This window comes from Enterobacter cloacae complex sp. CDL013 (assembly GCF_049238805.1).
Lineage (GTDB): Bacteria > Pseudomonadota > Gammaproteobacteria > Enterobacterales > Enterobacteriaceae > Enterobacter > Enterobacter hormaechei_C.
Genome location: NZ_JBMKGT010000007.1, coordinates 285259 through 299867, shown reverse-complemented (window position 1 = coordinate 299867; position 14609 = coordinate 285259). Strand labels below are relative to the sequence as shown.

Annotated in this window: 15 protein-coding genes; 6 read left to right on the top strand and 9 right to left on the bottom strand. The window is 53.5% G+C overall.

Annotated features, from left to right (window positions below; genetic code table 11):
- Positions 1-21 precede the first annotated feature (21 nt).
- Together ompC and nifJ are read right to left on the bottom strand one after the other, a co-directional pair.
- Positions 22-1182, bottom strand: coding sequence for a porin OmpC (gene ompC, locus ACOTXD_RS16515; protein ID WP_003856933.1), 1161 nt, complete (start codon positions 1180-1182; stop codon positions 22-24).
- Positions 1183-1569: 387 nt separating this feature from the next.
- Complete coding sequence (gene nifJ, locus ACOTXD_RS16510) at positions 1570-5094, bottom strand: pyruvate:ferredoxin (flavodoxin) oxidoreductase (protein ID WP_126501236.1); 3525 nt, start codon at positions 5092-5094, stop codon at positions 1570-1572.
- A 270-nt stretch (positions 5095-5364) separates the two neighbouring features.
- Here nifJ and ACOTXD_RS16505 point away from each other — a divergent pair, with 270 nt between their 5' ends.
- Entirely contained in the window at positions 5365-5631 is a 267-nt protein-coding gene (locus ACOTXD_RS16505; RefSeq protein WP_003856935.1) for a DUF333 domain-containing protein, read from the top strand.
- 1 nt (position 5632) lies between these two features.
- On the opposite strand, the gene hslJ is transcribed toward ACOTXD_RS16505, so the two are convergent.
- The 4 genes from hslJ to ACOTXD_RS16485 all read right to left on the bottom strand — a co-directional run bounded on the left by hslJ (position 5633) and on the right by ACOTXD_RS16485 (position 8732).
- On the bottom strand, positions 5633-6070 hold the full coding sequence (gene hslJ, locus ACOTXD_RS16500) for a heat shock protein HslJ (RefSeq protein WP_061856078.1): 438 nt from the start codon (positions 6068-6070) through the stop codon (positions 5633-5635).
- 123 nt (positions 6071-6193) lie between these two features.
- Positions 6194-6322, bottom strand: coding sequence for a DUF2474 domain-containing protein (locus ACOTXD_RS16495; RefSeq protein WP_017693358.1), 129 nt, complete (start codon positions 6320-6322; stop codon positions 6194-6196).
- On the bottom strand, positions 6322-7332 hold the full coding sequence (cydB, locus tag ACOTXD_RS16490; RefSeq protein ID WP_022651249.1) for a cytochrome d ubiquinol oxidase subunit II: 1011 nt from the start codon (positions 7330-7332) through the stop codon (positions 6322-6324). The genes ACOTXD_RS16495 and cydB overlap by 1 nt, the downstream gene beginning before the upstream one ends.
- Positions 7333-7337: 5 nt before the next feature.
- Positions 7338-8732 (bottom strand): cytochrome ubiquinol oxidase subunit I, encoded by a 1395-nt coding sequence (locus ACOTXD_RS16485; protein WP_003856944.1) that lies wholly within the window; start codon positions 8730-8732, stop codon positions 7338-7340.
- A 393-nt stretch (positions 8733-9125) separates the two neighbouring features.
- On the opposite strand from ACOTXD_RS16485, the gene ACOTXD_RS16480 reads away from it, so the two are divergent.
- From ACOTXD_RS16480 to patD, 3 genes are all read left to right on the top strand, one after another.
- A complete protein-coding gene (locus ACOTXD_RS16480; protein WP_003856945.1) occupies positions 9126-9314 on the top strand; it encodes a hypothetical protein in 189 nt (62 codons plus the stop codon).
- 82 nt (positions 9315-9396) lie between these two features.
- Entirely contained in the window at positions 9397-10821 is a 1425-nt protein-coding gene (locus ACOTXD_RS16475) for a PLP-dependent aminotransferase family protein (protein WP_003856948.1), read from the top strand.
- Between the two features lie 139 nt (positions 10822-10960).
- The gene (gene patD, locus ACOTXD_RS16470; protein WP_061856079.1) at positions 10961-12385 is read left to right on the top strand and encodes an aminobutyraldehyde dehydrogenase; all 1425 of its coding nucleotides are present in this window, start codon (positions 10961-10963) and stop codon (positions 12383-12385) included.
- A 35-nt stretch (positions 12386-12420) separates the two neighbouring features.
- On the opposite strand, the gene ACOTXD_RS16465 is transcribed toward patD, so the two are convergent.
- From ACOTXD_RS16465 to ACOTXD_RS16455, 3 genes are read right to left on the bottom strand one after another with little or no spacing between them, the layout of a single operon-like run.
- On the bottom strand, positions 12421-12603 hold the full coding sequence (locus ACOTXD_RS16465) for a DUF1869 domain-containing protein (RefSeq protein WP_003856955.1): 183 nt from the start codon (positions 12601-12603) through the stop codon (positions 12421-12423).
- A 3-nt stretch (positions 12604-12606) separates the two neighbouring features.
- Positions 12607-12960: a DUF1971 domain-containing protein gene (locus ACOTXD_RS16460; RefSeq protein WP_003856958.1), complete on the bottom strand. Its 354-nt coding sequence runs from the start codon at positions 12958-12960 to the stop codon at positions 12607-12609.
- 27 nt (positions 12961-12987) lie between these two features.
- Entirely contained in the window at positions 12988-13314 is a 327-nt protein-coding gene (locus ACOTXD_RS16455; RefSeq protein ID WP_015570441.1) for a DUF1971 domain-containing protein, read from the bottom strand.
- Positions 13315-13557: 243 nt separating this feature from the next.
- On the opposite strand from ACOTXD_RS16455, the gene ACOTXD_RS16450 reads away from it, so the two are divergent.
- Entirely contained in the window at positions 13558-13731 is a 174-nt protein-coding gene (locus tag ACOTXD_RS16450) for a GhoT/OrtT family toxin (RefSeq protein ID WP_003856960.1), read from the top strand.
- Between the two features lie 86 nt (positions 13732-13817).
- Positions 13818-14576 (top strand): alpha/beta fold hydrolase, encoded by a 759-nt coding sequence (locus ACOTXD_RS16445; protein ID WP_032658563.1) that lies wholly within the window; start codon positions 13818-13820, stop codon positions 14574-14576.
- Positions 14577-14609 lie beyond the last annotated feature (33 nt).

Genomic DNA, 14609 nt, shown 5'->3' with positions numbered 1-14609 from the left:
GATCGCTGCGGGCTAACGGGATTAGAACTGGTAAACCAGACCTAACGCTACAATGTCATCCGTACCGATGCCATTGTTTTTGTAGAATGAATCATCTTCATCCAGCAGGTTGATTTTATAATCAACATAGGTGGACATATTTTTGTTGAAATAATAGGTAGCACCGACGTCAGCATATTTCACCAGGTCTTTATCGTCCTGGCCATTGCCCAGGTCTTTACCTTTAGACTGTAAATAGGAAATGGCCGGACGCAGACCGAAATCGAACTGATATTGTGCGGTGACTTCGAAGTTCTGGGTTTTGTTTGCAATACCGCCGCCATCTTGGCTATCGGTTGAACCATAAGGGGTCATATTGCGGGTTTCGGAATACATTGCCGCCAGGTAAATATTGTTAGCGTCATATTTCAGGCCGGCAGTCCATGCATCCGCCTTATCGCCACCTGCATACTGAGATGCTGCGCCAGTGCCAGCACTAACCTGATCGTTGGTACGGTCAGATGACGCATATGCCGCGCCCGCGCTGAAGCCCATGCCAAAGTCATAGGTGGTGGAGATACCGAAGCCATCACCGTTTTGATTACGAATGTTGTTATCTGAACGGTTATTAGTGCCTTCCTGAGAGCAGCCATACTCGTCACAGTTGCTGCCTTCATTATTACCCTGATACTGCACCGCGAAGTTCAGACCCTGCACCAGACCAAAGAAGTCGGTGTTACGGTAGGTCGCCACGCCGTTTGCACGACCGGTCATAAAGTTATCGGCATAAGTATAAGAGTCGCCACCAAATTCTGGCAGCATATCGGTCCAGCCTTCAACGTCGTACAGGACGCCATAGTTGCGGCCGTAATCGAAGGAGCCGTAATCGCCCACCTTCACGCCCGCGAAGGCCAGACGCGTCCAGGACTGATTGTCAGAACCTTCGGTGTTGTTTGCCTGAATGTTGTATTCCCATTGGGCGAAGCCGGTCATCATGTCGTTGATTTGGGTTTCACCTTTAAAACCCAGACGCATATAGGTTTGATCGCCATCTTTAGACGCGTCGTCAGAGAAATAATGCAGACCATCTACTTTGCCATACAGATCCAGTTTATTGCCGTCTTTATTATAAATTTCAGCTGCGTGAGCGGCTCCAGCCATTAACAAAGCGGGGATCATCAGTGCCAGTACTTTTCTTTGCATTTTGATTATTCCTTTGCAGTTATTTTTTTATTGCTTAGTGAACTTTCCGGGCTGGAAAGGTGTCCCATGCTAAATCACTCTGGCGGCGGATGAATAAAATATAATTGTTACGGGTTAAGTAAAATCTAAACTAAATGATGCGGTTGAAATAATGATAAACGTCATGAATGGATTATTATAATCAATACAAAATAAAAATTATTAATTACGAGGAAAACAAGGTAATCTCCACGCCGTTATATGCCTTTAAGATTATTTCATCCATAATTCACGTGAATATTGTTCAGAACATTGAGGCAATTTTCACCGATGTTCTGGATTCGCCCGGTGCACGTGCATCGGGCTTTTTTATAGCAAAAAAATGCCCGGACAAGCCGGGCATACAGGTTATTCACTGGTCGATTTTTCGGCTTTTCCTGCCAGTTGCGCCAGAAAGTCATAACGCTTCTGAAGATCCGCTGCCGCATCCTTCCATAGCTGCTCTGCTACTTCAGGCTGCTGGGCGTTCAGCCTGCGGAAACGCTGCTCCTGAAGTAAGGTTTCGGCAAGGGCGTCTGACGGCGGACGCGAATCCAGCGCCAGCGGCAATTTCCCTTCATCGGCACGGCGCGGGTCAAAGCGGTACAGTGGCCAGAAGCCGGTTGCGGTGAGCTGACGCATCTGGTCGTGGCTGAGTGCCAGATCGTAGCCATGCTCCTCACACGGACTGTAGGCGATGATCAGCGACGGGCCTGGATACGCTTCCGCTTCCTGAATGGCTTTCACCGTCTGGTTGAGCTGCGCCCCAAGCGAAATTTGCGCGACGTAGACGTGCCCATACATCATCATGCTGACGCCCAAATCTTTACGCGCCTTGCGCTTGCCGTGCTCACCAAATTTCGTGACCGCTCCCAATGGCGTTGCTTTCGAGGCCTGTCCGCCGGTGTTGGAATAACACTGAGTATCGAGCACCAGAATATTGACGTTTTCGGTCAGGCTCAGGACATGATCAAGACCACCGAAACCAATATCGTAGGCCCACCCGTCGCCGCCGATCAGCCAGATAGATTTTTCAACCAACGCGTCAGCATCAGTCAGGAGTTGTTCAGCCCCTTCAACACCCTGAAGCGCGTGGCGCAGTTCAGCAACCTGCGCACGACGAACGTCAGGTGTGGCCTCCGCATGCAGGGCATCATTCAGTTCTGCCGGGATCTTATCGGCAAACTGTGCCAGCAGACGCATTACGCGGGCGCGGTGCTGATCGACCGTCAGACGGAATCCCAGACCAAATTCTGCGTTGTCCTCGAAAAGCGAGTTTGCCCACGCCGGGCCGCGACCGTTTGCGTCGGTAGTGTACGGCGTGGACGGCAGGTTACCTCCGTAGATCGACGAGCAGCCCGTCGCGTTGGCAATGAGCATCCGGTCGCCGTAAAGCTGGGTAAGCAGTTTGATATACGGTGTTTCGCCGCAGCCGGAGCACGCCCCGGAGTACTCGAAGAGCGGGGTGATGAGCTGCGAGGTACGAATGTCAATGCGTTCCAGCTTGTTGCGATCGATTTCGGGCAGGTCGAGGAAGAAATCATAATTCACTTTCTCTTCTTCAACATGTTCAAGACGCGACATCATATTGATGGCTTTGATTGACGGGTCCTGACGATCTTTCGCCGGGCACACCTCGACGCACAGGTTACAGCCGGTACAGTCTTCCGGCGCCACCTGAAGAACATATTTCTGACCACGCATATCGCGGGATTTTACATCCAGCGAGTGCAAACTTTCCGGTGCGCCATCTAACGCTTCTGGTGACACCACTTTGGCGCGAATAGCCGAGTGCGGGCAGGCCGCCACGCAGTGGTTGCACTGAGTGCACAGCTCTTCTTTCCAGATAGGGATCGCTTCGGCAATGTTGCGTTTTTCCCAGCGGGTCGTGCCCATCGGCCAGGTGCCGTCAGGCGGAAGCGCAGAGACGGGAAGGGTGTCTCCCAGTCCGGCAAGCATCGCCGCCGTGACGGTTTTGACGAAATCCGGGGCGGCGTCAGACACCACTGGCGGCCGGTTCGGACTGCTGGCATTGACCGGCTGCAACGGCACCTCGAACAGCGATTCGCGGGTCAGCGCCAGCGCCTGCCAGTTGCGCTCAACCAGTTCCTGACCTTTGCTGCTGTAGCTTTTGGCGATCGCCCCCTGGAGTTCCATCAGCGCGCTGTCGCCCGGCAGAATATTGGTCAGGTGGAAGAACGCCATCTGCATAACCGTATTGATGCGCGCCGCCAGGCCGCATTCGCGGGCGATCTTCGCGGCGTTAATGACATACACGCGCGCCTGTTTCTGGTTAAGCACTGCCTGCACTTCCTGGGGCAGGCGTGCCCAGACCTCGTCGGCGCTGTAAGGGGTGTTGATCAGGAAAATACCGCCGGGCTTCAGGCGCTCGGCCATCTGATATTTATCAATGAACTGGAGCTGGTGACAGCCAACAAAATCCGCCTGAGAAATCAGGTATGCCGAGCGGATCGGGTGTTCGCTGACGCGCAGGTGGGAGACGGTCAGTCCGCCCGCTTTTTTGGAGTCGTAGACGAAATATCCTTGCGCATACCACGGCGTTGAGTTGCCGATAATTTTGATGTTGTTCTTGGTCGCCGAGACGCTGCCGTCGCTGCCCAGACCGTAGAACAGCGCTTCCAGTTTCGCATTCGAGGGCAGGGTGTTTTCCGGCAAAGGGAGAGAAAGGTTAGTCACGTCATCATAAATGCCGACCGTAAAGCGCGGCTTCGGTTTTGCCTCGCGCAGTTCAGCAAATACCGCAAGGACGCACTCCGGCCCGAACTCTTTTGAAGACAATCCATAACGCCCGCCAATGACGCGCGGCAGCGTTTCGCGCTCACCGCGGTTAAACGCCTCAGCCAGTGCGGTCATCACATCCAGATAAAGTGGCTCAGCCTGTGCGCCAGGTTCTTTGGTGCGGTCCAGTACTGCCACGGCACGCGCGCTGTCCGGTAGGGCTGCGAGCAGGTGTTTCGCTGAGAAGGGACGGTAGAGGCGAACTTTGAGCACGCCAACTTTTTCACCACGCGTCAGCAGCTCATCGACCACCTCTTCGCAGGTGCCGATGGCAGAGCCCATCAGGACGATCACGCGCTCGGCCTGCGGATGACCGTAATATTCAAACGGCTTATATTCGCGGCCCGTCGCAGCGGCAAAATCGTCCATCGCCTGTTCAACGTGCTCATACACCGCGTTGTACCACGGGTTTGTCGCCTCGCGGGACTGGAAATAGGTATCCGGGTTCGCAGAGGTACCCCGGATCACCGGATGTTCCGGATTGAGGGCGCGAGCGCGATGCGCATCGATGTCAGCCTGCGGCAGCAGATTGAGAATGGTGTCGTCCGGCAGTGGAACGATTTTGTTGATCTCGTGGGACGTGCGAAAACCATCGAAGAAATGAATAAATGGCACTCGGCTTTTCAGCGTAGCGATATGCGATATCAGCGCGAAGTCCTGTGCTTCCTGTACGCTGCTGGCGCAGAGCATAGCGCAGCCGGTCTGACGCACGGCCATCACGTCTGAGTGGTCGCCAAAAATAGAGAGAGCGTGAGTGGCTACGGTGCGTGCGGCAACGTGCAACACAAACGGCGTTAATTGCCCTGCCAGCTTGTAAAGCGTGGGGATCATCAACAGCAGCCCCTGAGACGACGTAAACGAGGTCGACAGGGCACCGGTCTGCAACGCACCATGCACGGTGGCAATGGCCCCGGCTTCGGACTGCATCTCAACAACCCGCGGGACATCGCCCCAGACGTTTTTTATCCCATTACCAGCCCAGGCGTCAGCCTGTTCAGCCATCGTGGAGCTGGGAGTGATGGGGTAGATGGCGATCACTTCGCTGGTACGAAACGCAACAGACGCGACTGCACCATTGCCGTCAATAGTTTGCATAGGACAACACCCTTACATTGCGCAAAAAGAGGGGTCTGTAAAACGACGACAGACCCTGAATATTATCTGTGTATTTTAGCAAAGCTCAGGTTTTACGATTTTCGCTTTTGTGTCCTTGGTATGCGCTGTATCAATGACTCGAAGGCTATTCGCGTTAAAAAATTGCGAGAAATTGTTACCAGGGCGCATAAATACGCACATCCGCTCTCGACGATGCGGCGCGTGATGCCTATTATGCATAGGTTTCGCGTTAATTATGGGGAGGAAGGTATGCGTTCAGCATTTTGGGTCGGATGTGCCGCGTTACTGTTGTCGGCATGCAGCAATGAACCAGTACAGCAGGCGACAGCGGCACACGTTACGCCGGGTATGCGAGCGGCTATGTCCAGTTCAGGTCAGGCCAACTGCGCAATGATCGGCGGTTCACTCTCCGTTGCCCGTCAGCTCGACGGCTCAGCCATCGGCATGTGCGCGTTGCCAAATGGCAAACGCTGTAGTGAGCAGTCGCTTGCCGTTGGTTCGTGCGGAAGCTACTGAGTTATTCAACTCGCTTAAACATCAATGTCTTATTGGCTGTCGCCAGCGTTAACTGGTCTTCGGTCAGGTCTACCTGTGCGCCTGTGCTTAGCATATCGGCGATGGTCTGATCCAGTTCATTTAGCTGCGGCTCGGTGCAGAGTTTCCGCGTCATTGCCAGCGTTTTGACCGTCAACTCTCCTTCGGACAGTTTACCCTGGCCGTTGAAGCCGTTGCACATTGTGCCGGAGACGACAATGTTGTTAATCAGGCTGATATTGGGTTGCGCACTGAAGCGAATTTCAGGCTGCGTTTTCCCGCCTTTGACTGCTTTGCCATCCACATTTTCAAGAACGAAACGGTGATTCTCTAACTGATCGGTCTGAACGGAGGCTTTACCAGGATTAACGCATCCAGCCAGTACAAGGCTGATTAAACTTACTGCCGCGAGCTTTTTCATTTTTCTTCTCAAACTATCAATGCTGTAAATATTTTTTCAGTGTAACCATACCCTCCTGGGTGTTAATGGGGTTTATCTGAAAGTGCGGGAAGGGACCGGGCGGCGGCGCGCCCGGTCAGCGAGTTAGTGCGATTTAAATCCAGCTGCGGCCATCAGCATTTTAAAGAGCATACTTACGCAGGCCAGCGCCAGGACGCTGCCGCCCCAGATGATGGCAAGCCACATCAAACGTTTCCATACAGGTTGTTGCATCAGTGATAACCCTCCCCATGCTGTACTTTTCCGCGAAAAACGTAATAACTCCAGAAGGTGTAGACCAGAATCACGGGAATGATCAACAGTGCACCCACTAACATAAAGCCCTGGCTTTGGGCTGGCGCAGCGGCCTGCCAGAGGGTAATGTCCGGCGGGATGATATGCGGCCAGATGCTGATCCCAAGCCCGCTAAAGCCAAGAAAAACCAGCCCTAACGTCATGATAAACGGCAGGGTATGGCTCGCAGGATCGTGCAGGCAGCGCCACTGGCACAGACTCAGGATCGCAACCAGCGCAGGAACGGGCAGCAGATAAAACAGATTCGGCAGCGTAAACCAGCGCGCAGCAATAGCTGGTTGGGCGAGAGGGGTCCAGATACTGATTACTGCAATGAATACCAGAAGCAGGAGCAGAAGCACTTTCGATACCTGACGCATCCGCTTTTGCAGGGCATTTTCGCTTTTCATTACCAGCCACGTTGAACCTAGCAGCGCGTAAGCCACTACAAGACCCGCACCGCAGAAAAAATTGAACGCGGTAAACCAGTCAAACGGACCACCGCTGTAAGCTCGACCGGTGACGCTGAACCCCTGGATGACCGCACCGACGGTGATGCCCTGGCTGAAGGTCGCCACAATTGACCCGCCAATAAAGGCCTTATCCCAGAACGGGCGGTGCGCCGGAGTGGCCTTGAAGCGAAATTCGAAGGCGACCCCACGAAATATAAGCCCGATCAGCATTATTGTCAGTGGAATGGTTAGCGCGTCGATGATAACCGCATAGGCGAGAGGAAAGGCGCCAAACAGGGCCGCACCGCCAAGCACCAGCCAGGTTTCGTTGCCATCCCAGACGGGAGCCACGCTGTTGACCATCACGTCGCGGTCGTCCGCATTCGGCGTTGCCGGAAACAGGATGCCTATCCCCAGATCAAAACCGTCCATCACGATATACATCAACGTGGCGAAAACGATAATCACGAACCAGATAATGGAAAGATCGATACCCATTACGGTTACTCCTTAAATTCAGTGGTGACGGCAGAAAGCGGACGAGCAGGGCGGCCATCGGATTCAGTCGCGAAGGATTCATGGGGCTGCGGCCCTTTTTTAATCAGACGCACCATATAGCTGTAACCCACGCCGAATACCGCGGTATAAACCACGAAGAAGGCCAGCAAACTGATGCTCATGTGCAGATCGCCATGCGCGGAAACCGCATCCTTCGTACGCTGTAGTCCATAGACGACCCACGGCTGGCGGCCGACCTCCGTTGTTACCCATCCGGCGAGGATCGCGATCAGCCCGGACGGTCCCATCAGCAGGGCAAACCACAGGAAGGAACGTGATGTATAAAGGCGCTGTTTGTAACGCAGCCAGATTGCCGTCACGCCCAGGAGCAGCATCAACATCCCCAGGCCGGCCATGATGCGGAAAGACCAGAAGACAATGGTGGCGTTCGGGCGATCTTCTTTTGGGAACTCCTTCAATGCCGGAACCTGTTTATCGAGACTGTGGGTCAGGATCAGGCTGCCGAGAGCGGGAATTTCCAGGCCAAAACGGGTCCGTTCCTGCTCCATATCCGGCCAGCCAAACAGCAGCAGTGGAGTAGGCTCACCCGGCGGATTCTCCCAGTGACCTTCGATGGCGGCTATTTTCGCTGGCTGGTGTTTTAAGGTATTAAGCCCGTGCATATCCCCCACCAGCGCCTGGACTGGGGCCACGATTAACGTCATCCACAACGCCATGGAGAACATAGTGCGAATAGCGGGGGTATTGTTTCCGCGCAGCAAATGCCAGGCCGCGGAGGCACCAACAAACAGTGCGCTGCTGAGAAATGCCGCTATCGACATGTGCAGCAGGCGGTAAGGGAAGGAGGGGTTAAACACCACGGCAAACCAGTCCACCGGAACGACCTGACCGTTGATGATTTCATACCCTTGCGGTGTCTGCATCCAGCTGTTTGACGAGAGGATCCAGAACGTAGACATGAGGGTCCCCAGTGCGACCATGCATGTCGAAAAGAAGTGCAGCCCCGGCCCGACCTTATTCCAGCCAAACAACATCACCCCGAGGAACCCCGCCTCAAGGAAGAACGCGGTAAGCACTTCATAGGTCAGCAGGGGGCCGGTAATACTGCCCGCGAACTGCGAAAACCCGCTCCAGTTGGTGCCAAACTGATAAGCCATCACCAGGCCGGAGACCACGCCCATCCCAAAGTTGACGGCGAAGATCTTTGACCAGAAATGGTACAGCGATCGCCAGACGGGATTTTTTGTTCTCAGCCACAGCCCTTCCAGCACGGCGAGATAGCTCGCCAGGCCAATGGTTATCGCCGGAAAAATAATATGAAAGGATACGGTAAAGGCGAACTGTATTCGCGCAAGATGAAACGCATCTGGACCAAACATGCATTGCCTCAATGTTAAACGGTGTACTGTTATGATAAAGAGGGGGGGAATGAGATATCAGAAGCAGAAATTGATAATTTACCTATAACAGTTGTGTGAAAAGGTGAACTTTATCTGGCTGATATAGCTAACAAGTAAGAATAAAAAATTTCTTTTTATGATTATTACGCATTAAACAGCTTGCTTTGTCGCCAGCAACATGCGTTAATGGATTTCTGGTTTTGAATCCAAATAAATATCTGACGTAGTTTTATAAAGCAGTTCTCATCACGTTGTGCCTCTCCGCAGCCTCTCTTGGGTCTTTATCTACATTCCGATTAGTTTTGTATCGAACCATTTTTTGCCTGATCGGCTCATGAGTAATTTACGTTTTTACGTTTACAGGAGAATCCTATGACTTCTTATATCCATTTCCGCTGCCCATGCTGTCATGGCTCGCAGTACCGCACCTCAGCTTTTGATGTGTCTGACAAAAATCCGTTCGGCGCGAAATGCATTTTCTGCAAATCGCCAATGATCACGCTCGACCACCTGGCCGCAGCGCGTTCGGCTCAGAATCACATTACTGAGTACCGCAAGTAATCTGCCGCGTTTCCCATAACAGTTAGCAAAATCTTCTCTTTTTCTCCTGCTGATATACACTGTCAGCAATAAGGAGAATCTGATGAAAAAATACCAGCGTCTGGCGCAACAAATTATCTCGCAGATTGAGCTTGGCGTATGGTTGCCGGGCGATAAGCTGCCTTCTCTGCGAGAGCAGGTGGCAAGCAGCGGCATGAGTTTTATGACCGTGGGCCACGCGTATCAGATGCTGGAAAGTCAGGGGCGCATTGTTGCCAGACCGCAGTCAGGCTATTACGTTGCCGCCCGCCCGACCACACACCAGCCTGCACCGCCCGCGCAGGTGATGCGCGATGAAGTGGTCGACATTAACACCTATATCTTCGACGTGCTACAGGCCAGCCGCGACCCCTCCGTTGTCCCTTTTGCCTCGGCGTTTCCCGATCCGCGCCTTTTCCCGCTTCAGCAACTCAACCGATCGCTGGCTAACGTCAGCAAAACGGCTACCGCCATGAGCGTGATTGAAAACCTGCCGCCGGGTAACGTCGACTTACGTCATGCCATTGCCCGTCGCTACGCTCAGCAGGGAATGAATATCTCCCCGGATGAAATTGTGATCACCGCGGGTGCGCTTGAGGCGCTCAACCTCAGTTTGCAGGCTGTGACTGAACCAGGGGACTGGGTTATCGTTGAAAATCCCTGTTTTTATGGCGCACTCCAGGCGCTTGAACGTCTGAAACTGAAAGCGCTGTCGGTTGCCACTGACGTGCGTGAGGGCATCGATCTCAGTGCCCTTGAGCAGGCATTAAATGATTATCCGGTGAAAGCCTGCTGGCTGATGACCAACAGTCAGAACCCGCTCGGCTTCACGCTGAGTGCAGAGAAGAAAGCTCAGCTGGTGGCGTTATTAACCCGGCATAACGTCACGCTGATTGAAGACGATGTTTACAGCGAACTCTACTTTGGCCGCGAAAAGCCGCTTCCGGCAAAGGCCTGGGATAAGCAGGATATGACGTTGCACTGCTCCTCATTCTCCAAGTGTCTGGTGGCTGGTTTTCGTATTGGCTGGGTGGCGGCGGGAAAACATGCGCGCCGTATTCAGCAGTTGCAGCTGATGAGTACTTTATCCACCAGTTCTCCCATGCAGCTGGCGCTGGTGGATTACCTGGCGACCAAACGTTACGACGCCCACCTTCGCCGCCTGCGACGCACGCTTGCTGAACGCAAACAGCAGGCCTGGCAATCGCTTTTGCGCCATATGCCTGCCGGCGTCAAAATCCATCATAACGACAGCGGCTACTTTTTATGGCTGGAACTGCCTGAACAGCTGGATGCGGGGCGGTTGAGTGAGAAGGCGTTAACCCATCAAATCAGCATCGCGCCCGGCAAGATGTTTTCCACCTCCAATATCTGGACACCGTTTTTCCGTTTCAATACCTCATGGGGATGGGGCGAGCGGGAAGAGCAGGCGGTCGTCCAGCTGGCGGGGGTAATCCGCGAAATGATGCTGCACCCAGTCACACCTTGATGAAAATTCCTGAAGCGACATGACGCGCGGTCTACCTTTAGTAAGGGAGTGCGGATTGGTGACGTGACGTTGTCACGTACATGTCCGCCAGAACGTGTGCTGACAGCGAAAACAATGTCGATTTCAACAGGACGATGCTATGCAAAATCAATTGCTGATTAATGGTGAACTGGTGGCCGGCGAAGGTGAGAAGCAGGCGGTTTATGATCCTGCCACGGGTGAAGTGCTGCTGGAGATTGCTGAAGCGTCGGAAGCACAGGTGGACGCTGCCGTCCAGGCTGCCGATCGCGCGTTCACAGAGTGGGGACAAACGACGCCGAAAACGCGCGCCGAATGTCTGTTGAAACTGGCTGATGTGATAGAAGCCAACGCTGACGCGTTCGCAAATCTGGAATCCCTTAACTGCGGGAAACCGCTGCACTGTGTCCGGGGGGACGAGATCCCGGCCGTGGTCGATGTGTTTCGCTTCTTTGCCGGGGCCGCCCGCTGCCTGAACGGGCTGGCTGCCGGAGAATACCTCGAAGGACATACTTCGATGATCCGCCGCGACCCGGTTGGCGTTGTCGCCTCTATTGCGCCCTGGAACTATCCTCTGATGATTGCCGCATGGAAGCTGGCGCCCGCGCTGGCGGCGGGAAACTGTGTCGTCATCAAGCCGTCTGAAATCACCCCGTTGACGGCGCTGAAGCTGGCGGAACTGGCGAAAGATATCTTCCCGCCAGGCGTGTTGAACGTGCTGTTTGGTCGCGGCAAAACCGTAGGAGATCCGCTGACCGGTCACGAAAAAGTCCGTATGGTTTCTCTCACCGGCTCTATTGCTACCGGAGAACATATTATCGGGCATACCGCATCTTCAGTTAAACGTACCCATATGGAATTGGGCGGAAAAGCGCCGGTCATTGTCTTTGACGATGCAGATTTGGATGCCGTGGTTGAAGGCGTGCGTACGTTTGGTTTCTACAATGCTGGTCAGGATTGTACCGCAGCCTGTCGTATCTATGCCCAGAAGGGGATTTACCCCGCGCTGGTCGAAAAGCTGGGCGCAGCCGTTGCCAGCCTGAAAATGGGCGCGCCGGACGATGCTTCAACCGAGCTGGGCCCGCTCAGCTCCGCAGCGCATCTTTCCCGCGTTTGTGCTGCCGTGGACGAAGCCAAAACCCTTGGACATATCCGCGTCGTCACCGGTGGCAGTAAAAAAGAGGGGGCAGGATATTACTTCCAGCCAACGCTGCTGGCCGGGGCGAAGCAGGAAGATGCGATCGTCCAGCGAGAAGTGTTTGGCCCGGTGGTCAGCGTGACAGAATTTGAGGATGAAGCGCAGGTGCTGAACTGGGCTAACGATTCGCAATACGGCCTGGCCTCGTCCGTCTGGACAAAAGACGTCGGACGCGCCCATCGCCTCAGCGCACGGTTGCAGTATGGCTGCACCTGGGTCAATACCCATTTTATGCTGGTGAGCGAAATGCCGCACGGCGGGATGAAGTTATCCGGTTACGGAAAAGATATGTCGGTCTACGGACTTGAGGATTACACGGTAGTCCGACATGTCATGTTTAAACACTAAACCCTCATGCCCGGCGCAGTGCCGGGCGATTCAGCTTACCAGCCACATACCTCGTGTTCATTTTCCGTATCGTAGGCGCGAACGGTGTTCACCAGATCCTTCACGACATCTGCCGCGACGTCCGGGATCAACAGCTCCATTGGCGCTTCTGTTTCATAATCCACTGACACGCCGTTGCTGTTGTTGGTGACGGTCACGGTATAGGTAGCCTTACCCATTATTTACTCCTTATGCGTGTTGACCACTTTACCGATGCCCGCACCGCTGAGCGTGACGGCAGGATCCGCGAAAAAGTCGATATTAAAATAGGTGTCGTCGGTCAGAAGCTCAATGCGGTGCCATTTTTGCGGTGGGGAGATGCCAAAAGAACCGGCCTCAATGACCACTTCCAGATCGGGCTCGGTGGCGTCGCCATCGGCAAAGCCAAAGTAACGCACCGCACCCTGCATGACTGACAACCGACCGTACACGCCGGCTTTGGTGTTGTGATGGGTAAAAAGCGCTTTTGGGGCGGTCTCTTTATTCCAGAACGGCGTCGAGCGGGTATGAACAAAGTTTTCAGGAATACGTAACATCATAGTTTCCTTCATGTTGGCGGGTGCTTAAAGGGACTTAAGCACCTCAGGTTCAACAAAGAATTCAATATTGAACAGGGTGTCGTCGGTCATCACCTCAATGTGGTGCCATCTCTCTGGCGGGAAAACGCCGAAACGACCCGCTTCAATGACGAGCTCGCTGTCAGGCTCAGGTGTAAATTCATCAGCATAGCCCAGATAACGCACTGCGCCACGCATCACCGAAAGGCGAGGGTAAACGCCCGGACGCGTGCCCGTATCAAGGTGACGTTTAAAAATGCCAGCTGGGGCCGTTTCTTTGTTCCAGAAAGGCGTGGAACGGGTGTGAATGCAACTCTGCGGAATGCGTAGCATGTTTCCTCCCTTAAAAGCCTGCTGTTATTAGACTGCTTTCTGCGGGGATGGATTTATCAAAAAGTGCATTTAGTTTGCATGTTATCAATAATAACCGTTTTGCTTTACCCGGCGTTGTTACACAAGGTACTCAGTTGTTATTATCCATAGTATTTAAGTGGTTATGATGTAACGAAAAAACTTGATCTGTGTCAACATATGACGCATATTGCGTGCGGTTATTTTTCGGCTCAGGTAAACAGAATGACGTTGTATCAAAAGATGTTGGTGTTCTACGCAATCATGGCCTCCATCTGCGCATTAATCACCTGGTTCCTGTCTAAAGATCGTAAACGTATTCGCCTGTTGAGCGCATTCCTGGTGGGTTCCACCTGGCCGATGAGCTTTCCTGTTGCCCTGTTGATCTCTCTTTTCTGAAGCACGCTTCCAGAATCAGCATCCAGACATAGCATTCCATACATTGAGGCTGTATAAATATACAGTTTGTCATACATGGAGTGCTTATGAACAGTTTCTATTCGCAGCAAGCAGGCTGCACTGTGCGCTGGCAGGATCTTCCCGGTTTCGGTGACCCGGTTGTGTTTATCCACGGGTTGGGCTGTGCATCGTCGTATGAATATCCTCGTATTGTCTGTGATACCCGTTTCGGGGGGCGCAGAGCCATTCTGATCGATCTTCCCGGTAGCGGTTACAGTGACAAACCTGACATCTACCGTTATCGCACGAGCGAACAGGCGCAGGTGGTGGTTGAACTGTTAAACCATCTCGGCCTGGATAGTCTATGGCTCTATGGTCATAGCATGGGGGGGAGTATCGCGATCGAAACGGCAACGCTGTTAACGTCGCGCGTTAAGGGCCTGATAGTGTCTGAACCCAATTTTCATGCGGGTGGCGGGATGTTCAGCCGGGCAATTGCGGCCCAAACGGAACAACATTTTCTGGCTCAGGGCTATGATGACATGCTGCGGGCGGAAACGTCGCCGTGGGCTGGAAGCCTTCAAAGTAATGCCCCCTGGGCCGTCTGGCGCGGCGCAACAAGCCTGGTCGAGGGCGTTAAACCTGACTGGGAACACCTGTTCTTGTCATTGCGCTGCCCGGTAATGTTAGTTTTTGGTGAGCGATCCCTGCCTGATGACGATTTTAATCGTCTGCAACAAAACGGCGTTGCTGTAAAAATTATCCCTGATGCGGGCCATTCAATGTCCTGGGAAAACCCGTCAGCGTTGGCTCAGGCTTTGTCTGGCTTCATAAACGGCTCATGAATGGGCAGCCCGCATTGTTGCGGGCTGGAATGA

What these genes read in the sequence shown, in the direction of transcription:
- ACOTXD_RS16475 (WP_003856948.1), top strand. Translation starts at nt 9,397, where the DNA reads ATGAAAAAATACCAGCGTCTGGCGCAACAAATTATCTCGCAGATTGAG.
- patD (WP_061856079.1), top strand. Translation starts at nt 10,961, where the DNA reads ATGCAAAATCAATTGCTGATTAATGGTGAACTGGTGGCCGGCGAAGGT.
- hslJ (WP_061856078.1), bottom strand. Translation starts at nt 6,070, where the DNA reads ATGAAAAAGCTCGCGGCAGTAAGTTTAATCAGCCTTGTACTGGCTGGA.
- ACOTXD_RS16465 (WP_003856955.1), bottom strand. Translation starts at nt 12,603, where the DNA reads ATGGGTAAGGCTACCTATACCGTGACCGTCACCAACAACAGCAACGGC.
- ompC (WP_003856933.1), bottom strand. Translation starts at nt 1,182, where the DNA reads ATGCAAAGAAAAGTACTGGCACTGATGATCCCCGCTTTGTTAATGGCT.
- ACOTXD_RS16450 (WP_003856960.1), top strand. Translation starts at nt 13,558, where the DNA reads ATGACGTTGTATCAAAAGATGTTGGTGTTCTACGCAATCATGGCCTCC.
- ACOTXD_RS16505 (WP_003856935.1), top strand. Translation starts at nt 5,365, where the DNA reads ATGCGTTCAGCATTTTGGGTCGGATGTGCCGCGTTACTGTTGTCGGCA.
- nifJ (WP_126501236.1), bottom strand. Translation starts at nt 5,094, where the DNA reads ATGCAAACTATTGACGGCAATGGTGCAGTCGCGTCTGTTGCGTTTCGT.
- ACOTXD_RS16455 (WP_015570441.1), bottom strand. Translation starts at nt 13,314, where the DNA reads ATGCTACGCATTCCGCAGAGTTGCATTCACACCCGTTCCACGCCTTTC.
- cydB (WP_022651249.1), bottom strand. Translation starts at nt 7,332, where the DNA reads ATGGGTATCGATCTTTCCATTATCTGGTTCGTGATTATCGTTTTCGCC.
- ACOTXD_RS16495 (WP_017693358.1), bottom strand. Translation starts at nt 6,322, where the DNA reads ATGCAACAACCTGTATGGAAACGTTTGATGTGGCTTGCCATCATCTGG.
- ACOTXD_RS16485 (WP_003856944.1), bottom strand. Translation starts at nt 8,732, where the DNA reads ATGTTTGGTCCAGATGCGTTTCATCTTGCGCGAATACAGTTCGCCTTT.
- ACOTXD_RS16460 (WP_003856958.1), bottom strand. Translation starts at nt 12,960, where the DNA reads ATGTTACGTATTCCTGAAAACTTTGTTCATACCCGCTCGACGCCGTTC.
- ACOTXD_RS16445 (WP_032658563.1), top strand. Translation starts at nt 13,818, where the DNA reads ATGAACAGTTTCTATTCGCAGCAAGCAGGCTGCACTGTGCGCTGGCAG.
- ACOTXD_RS16480 (WP_003856945.1), top strand. Translation starts at nt 9,126, where the DNA reads ATGACTTCTTATATCCATTTCCGCTGCCCATGCTGTCATGGCTCGCAG.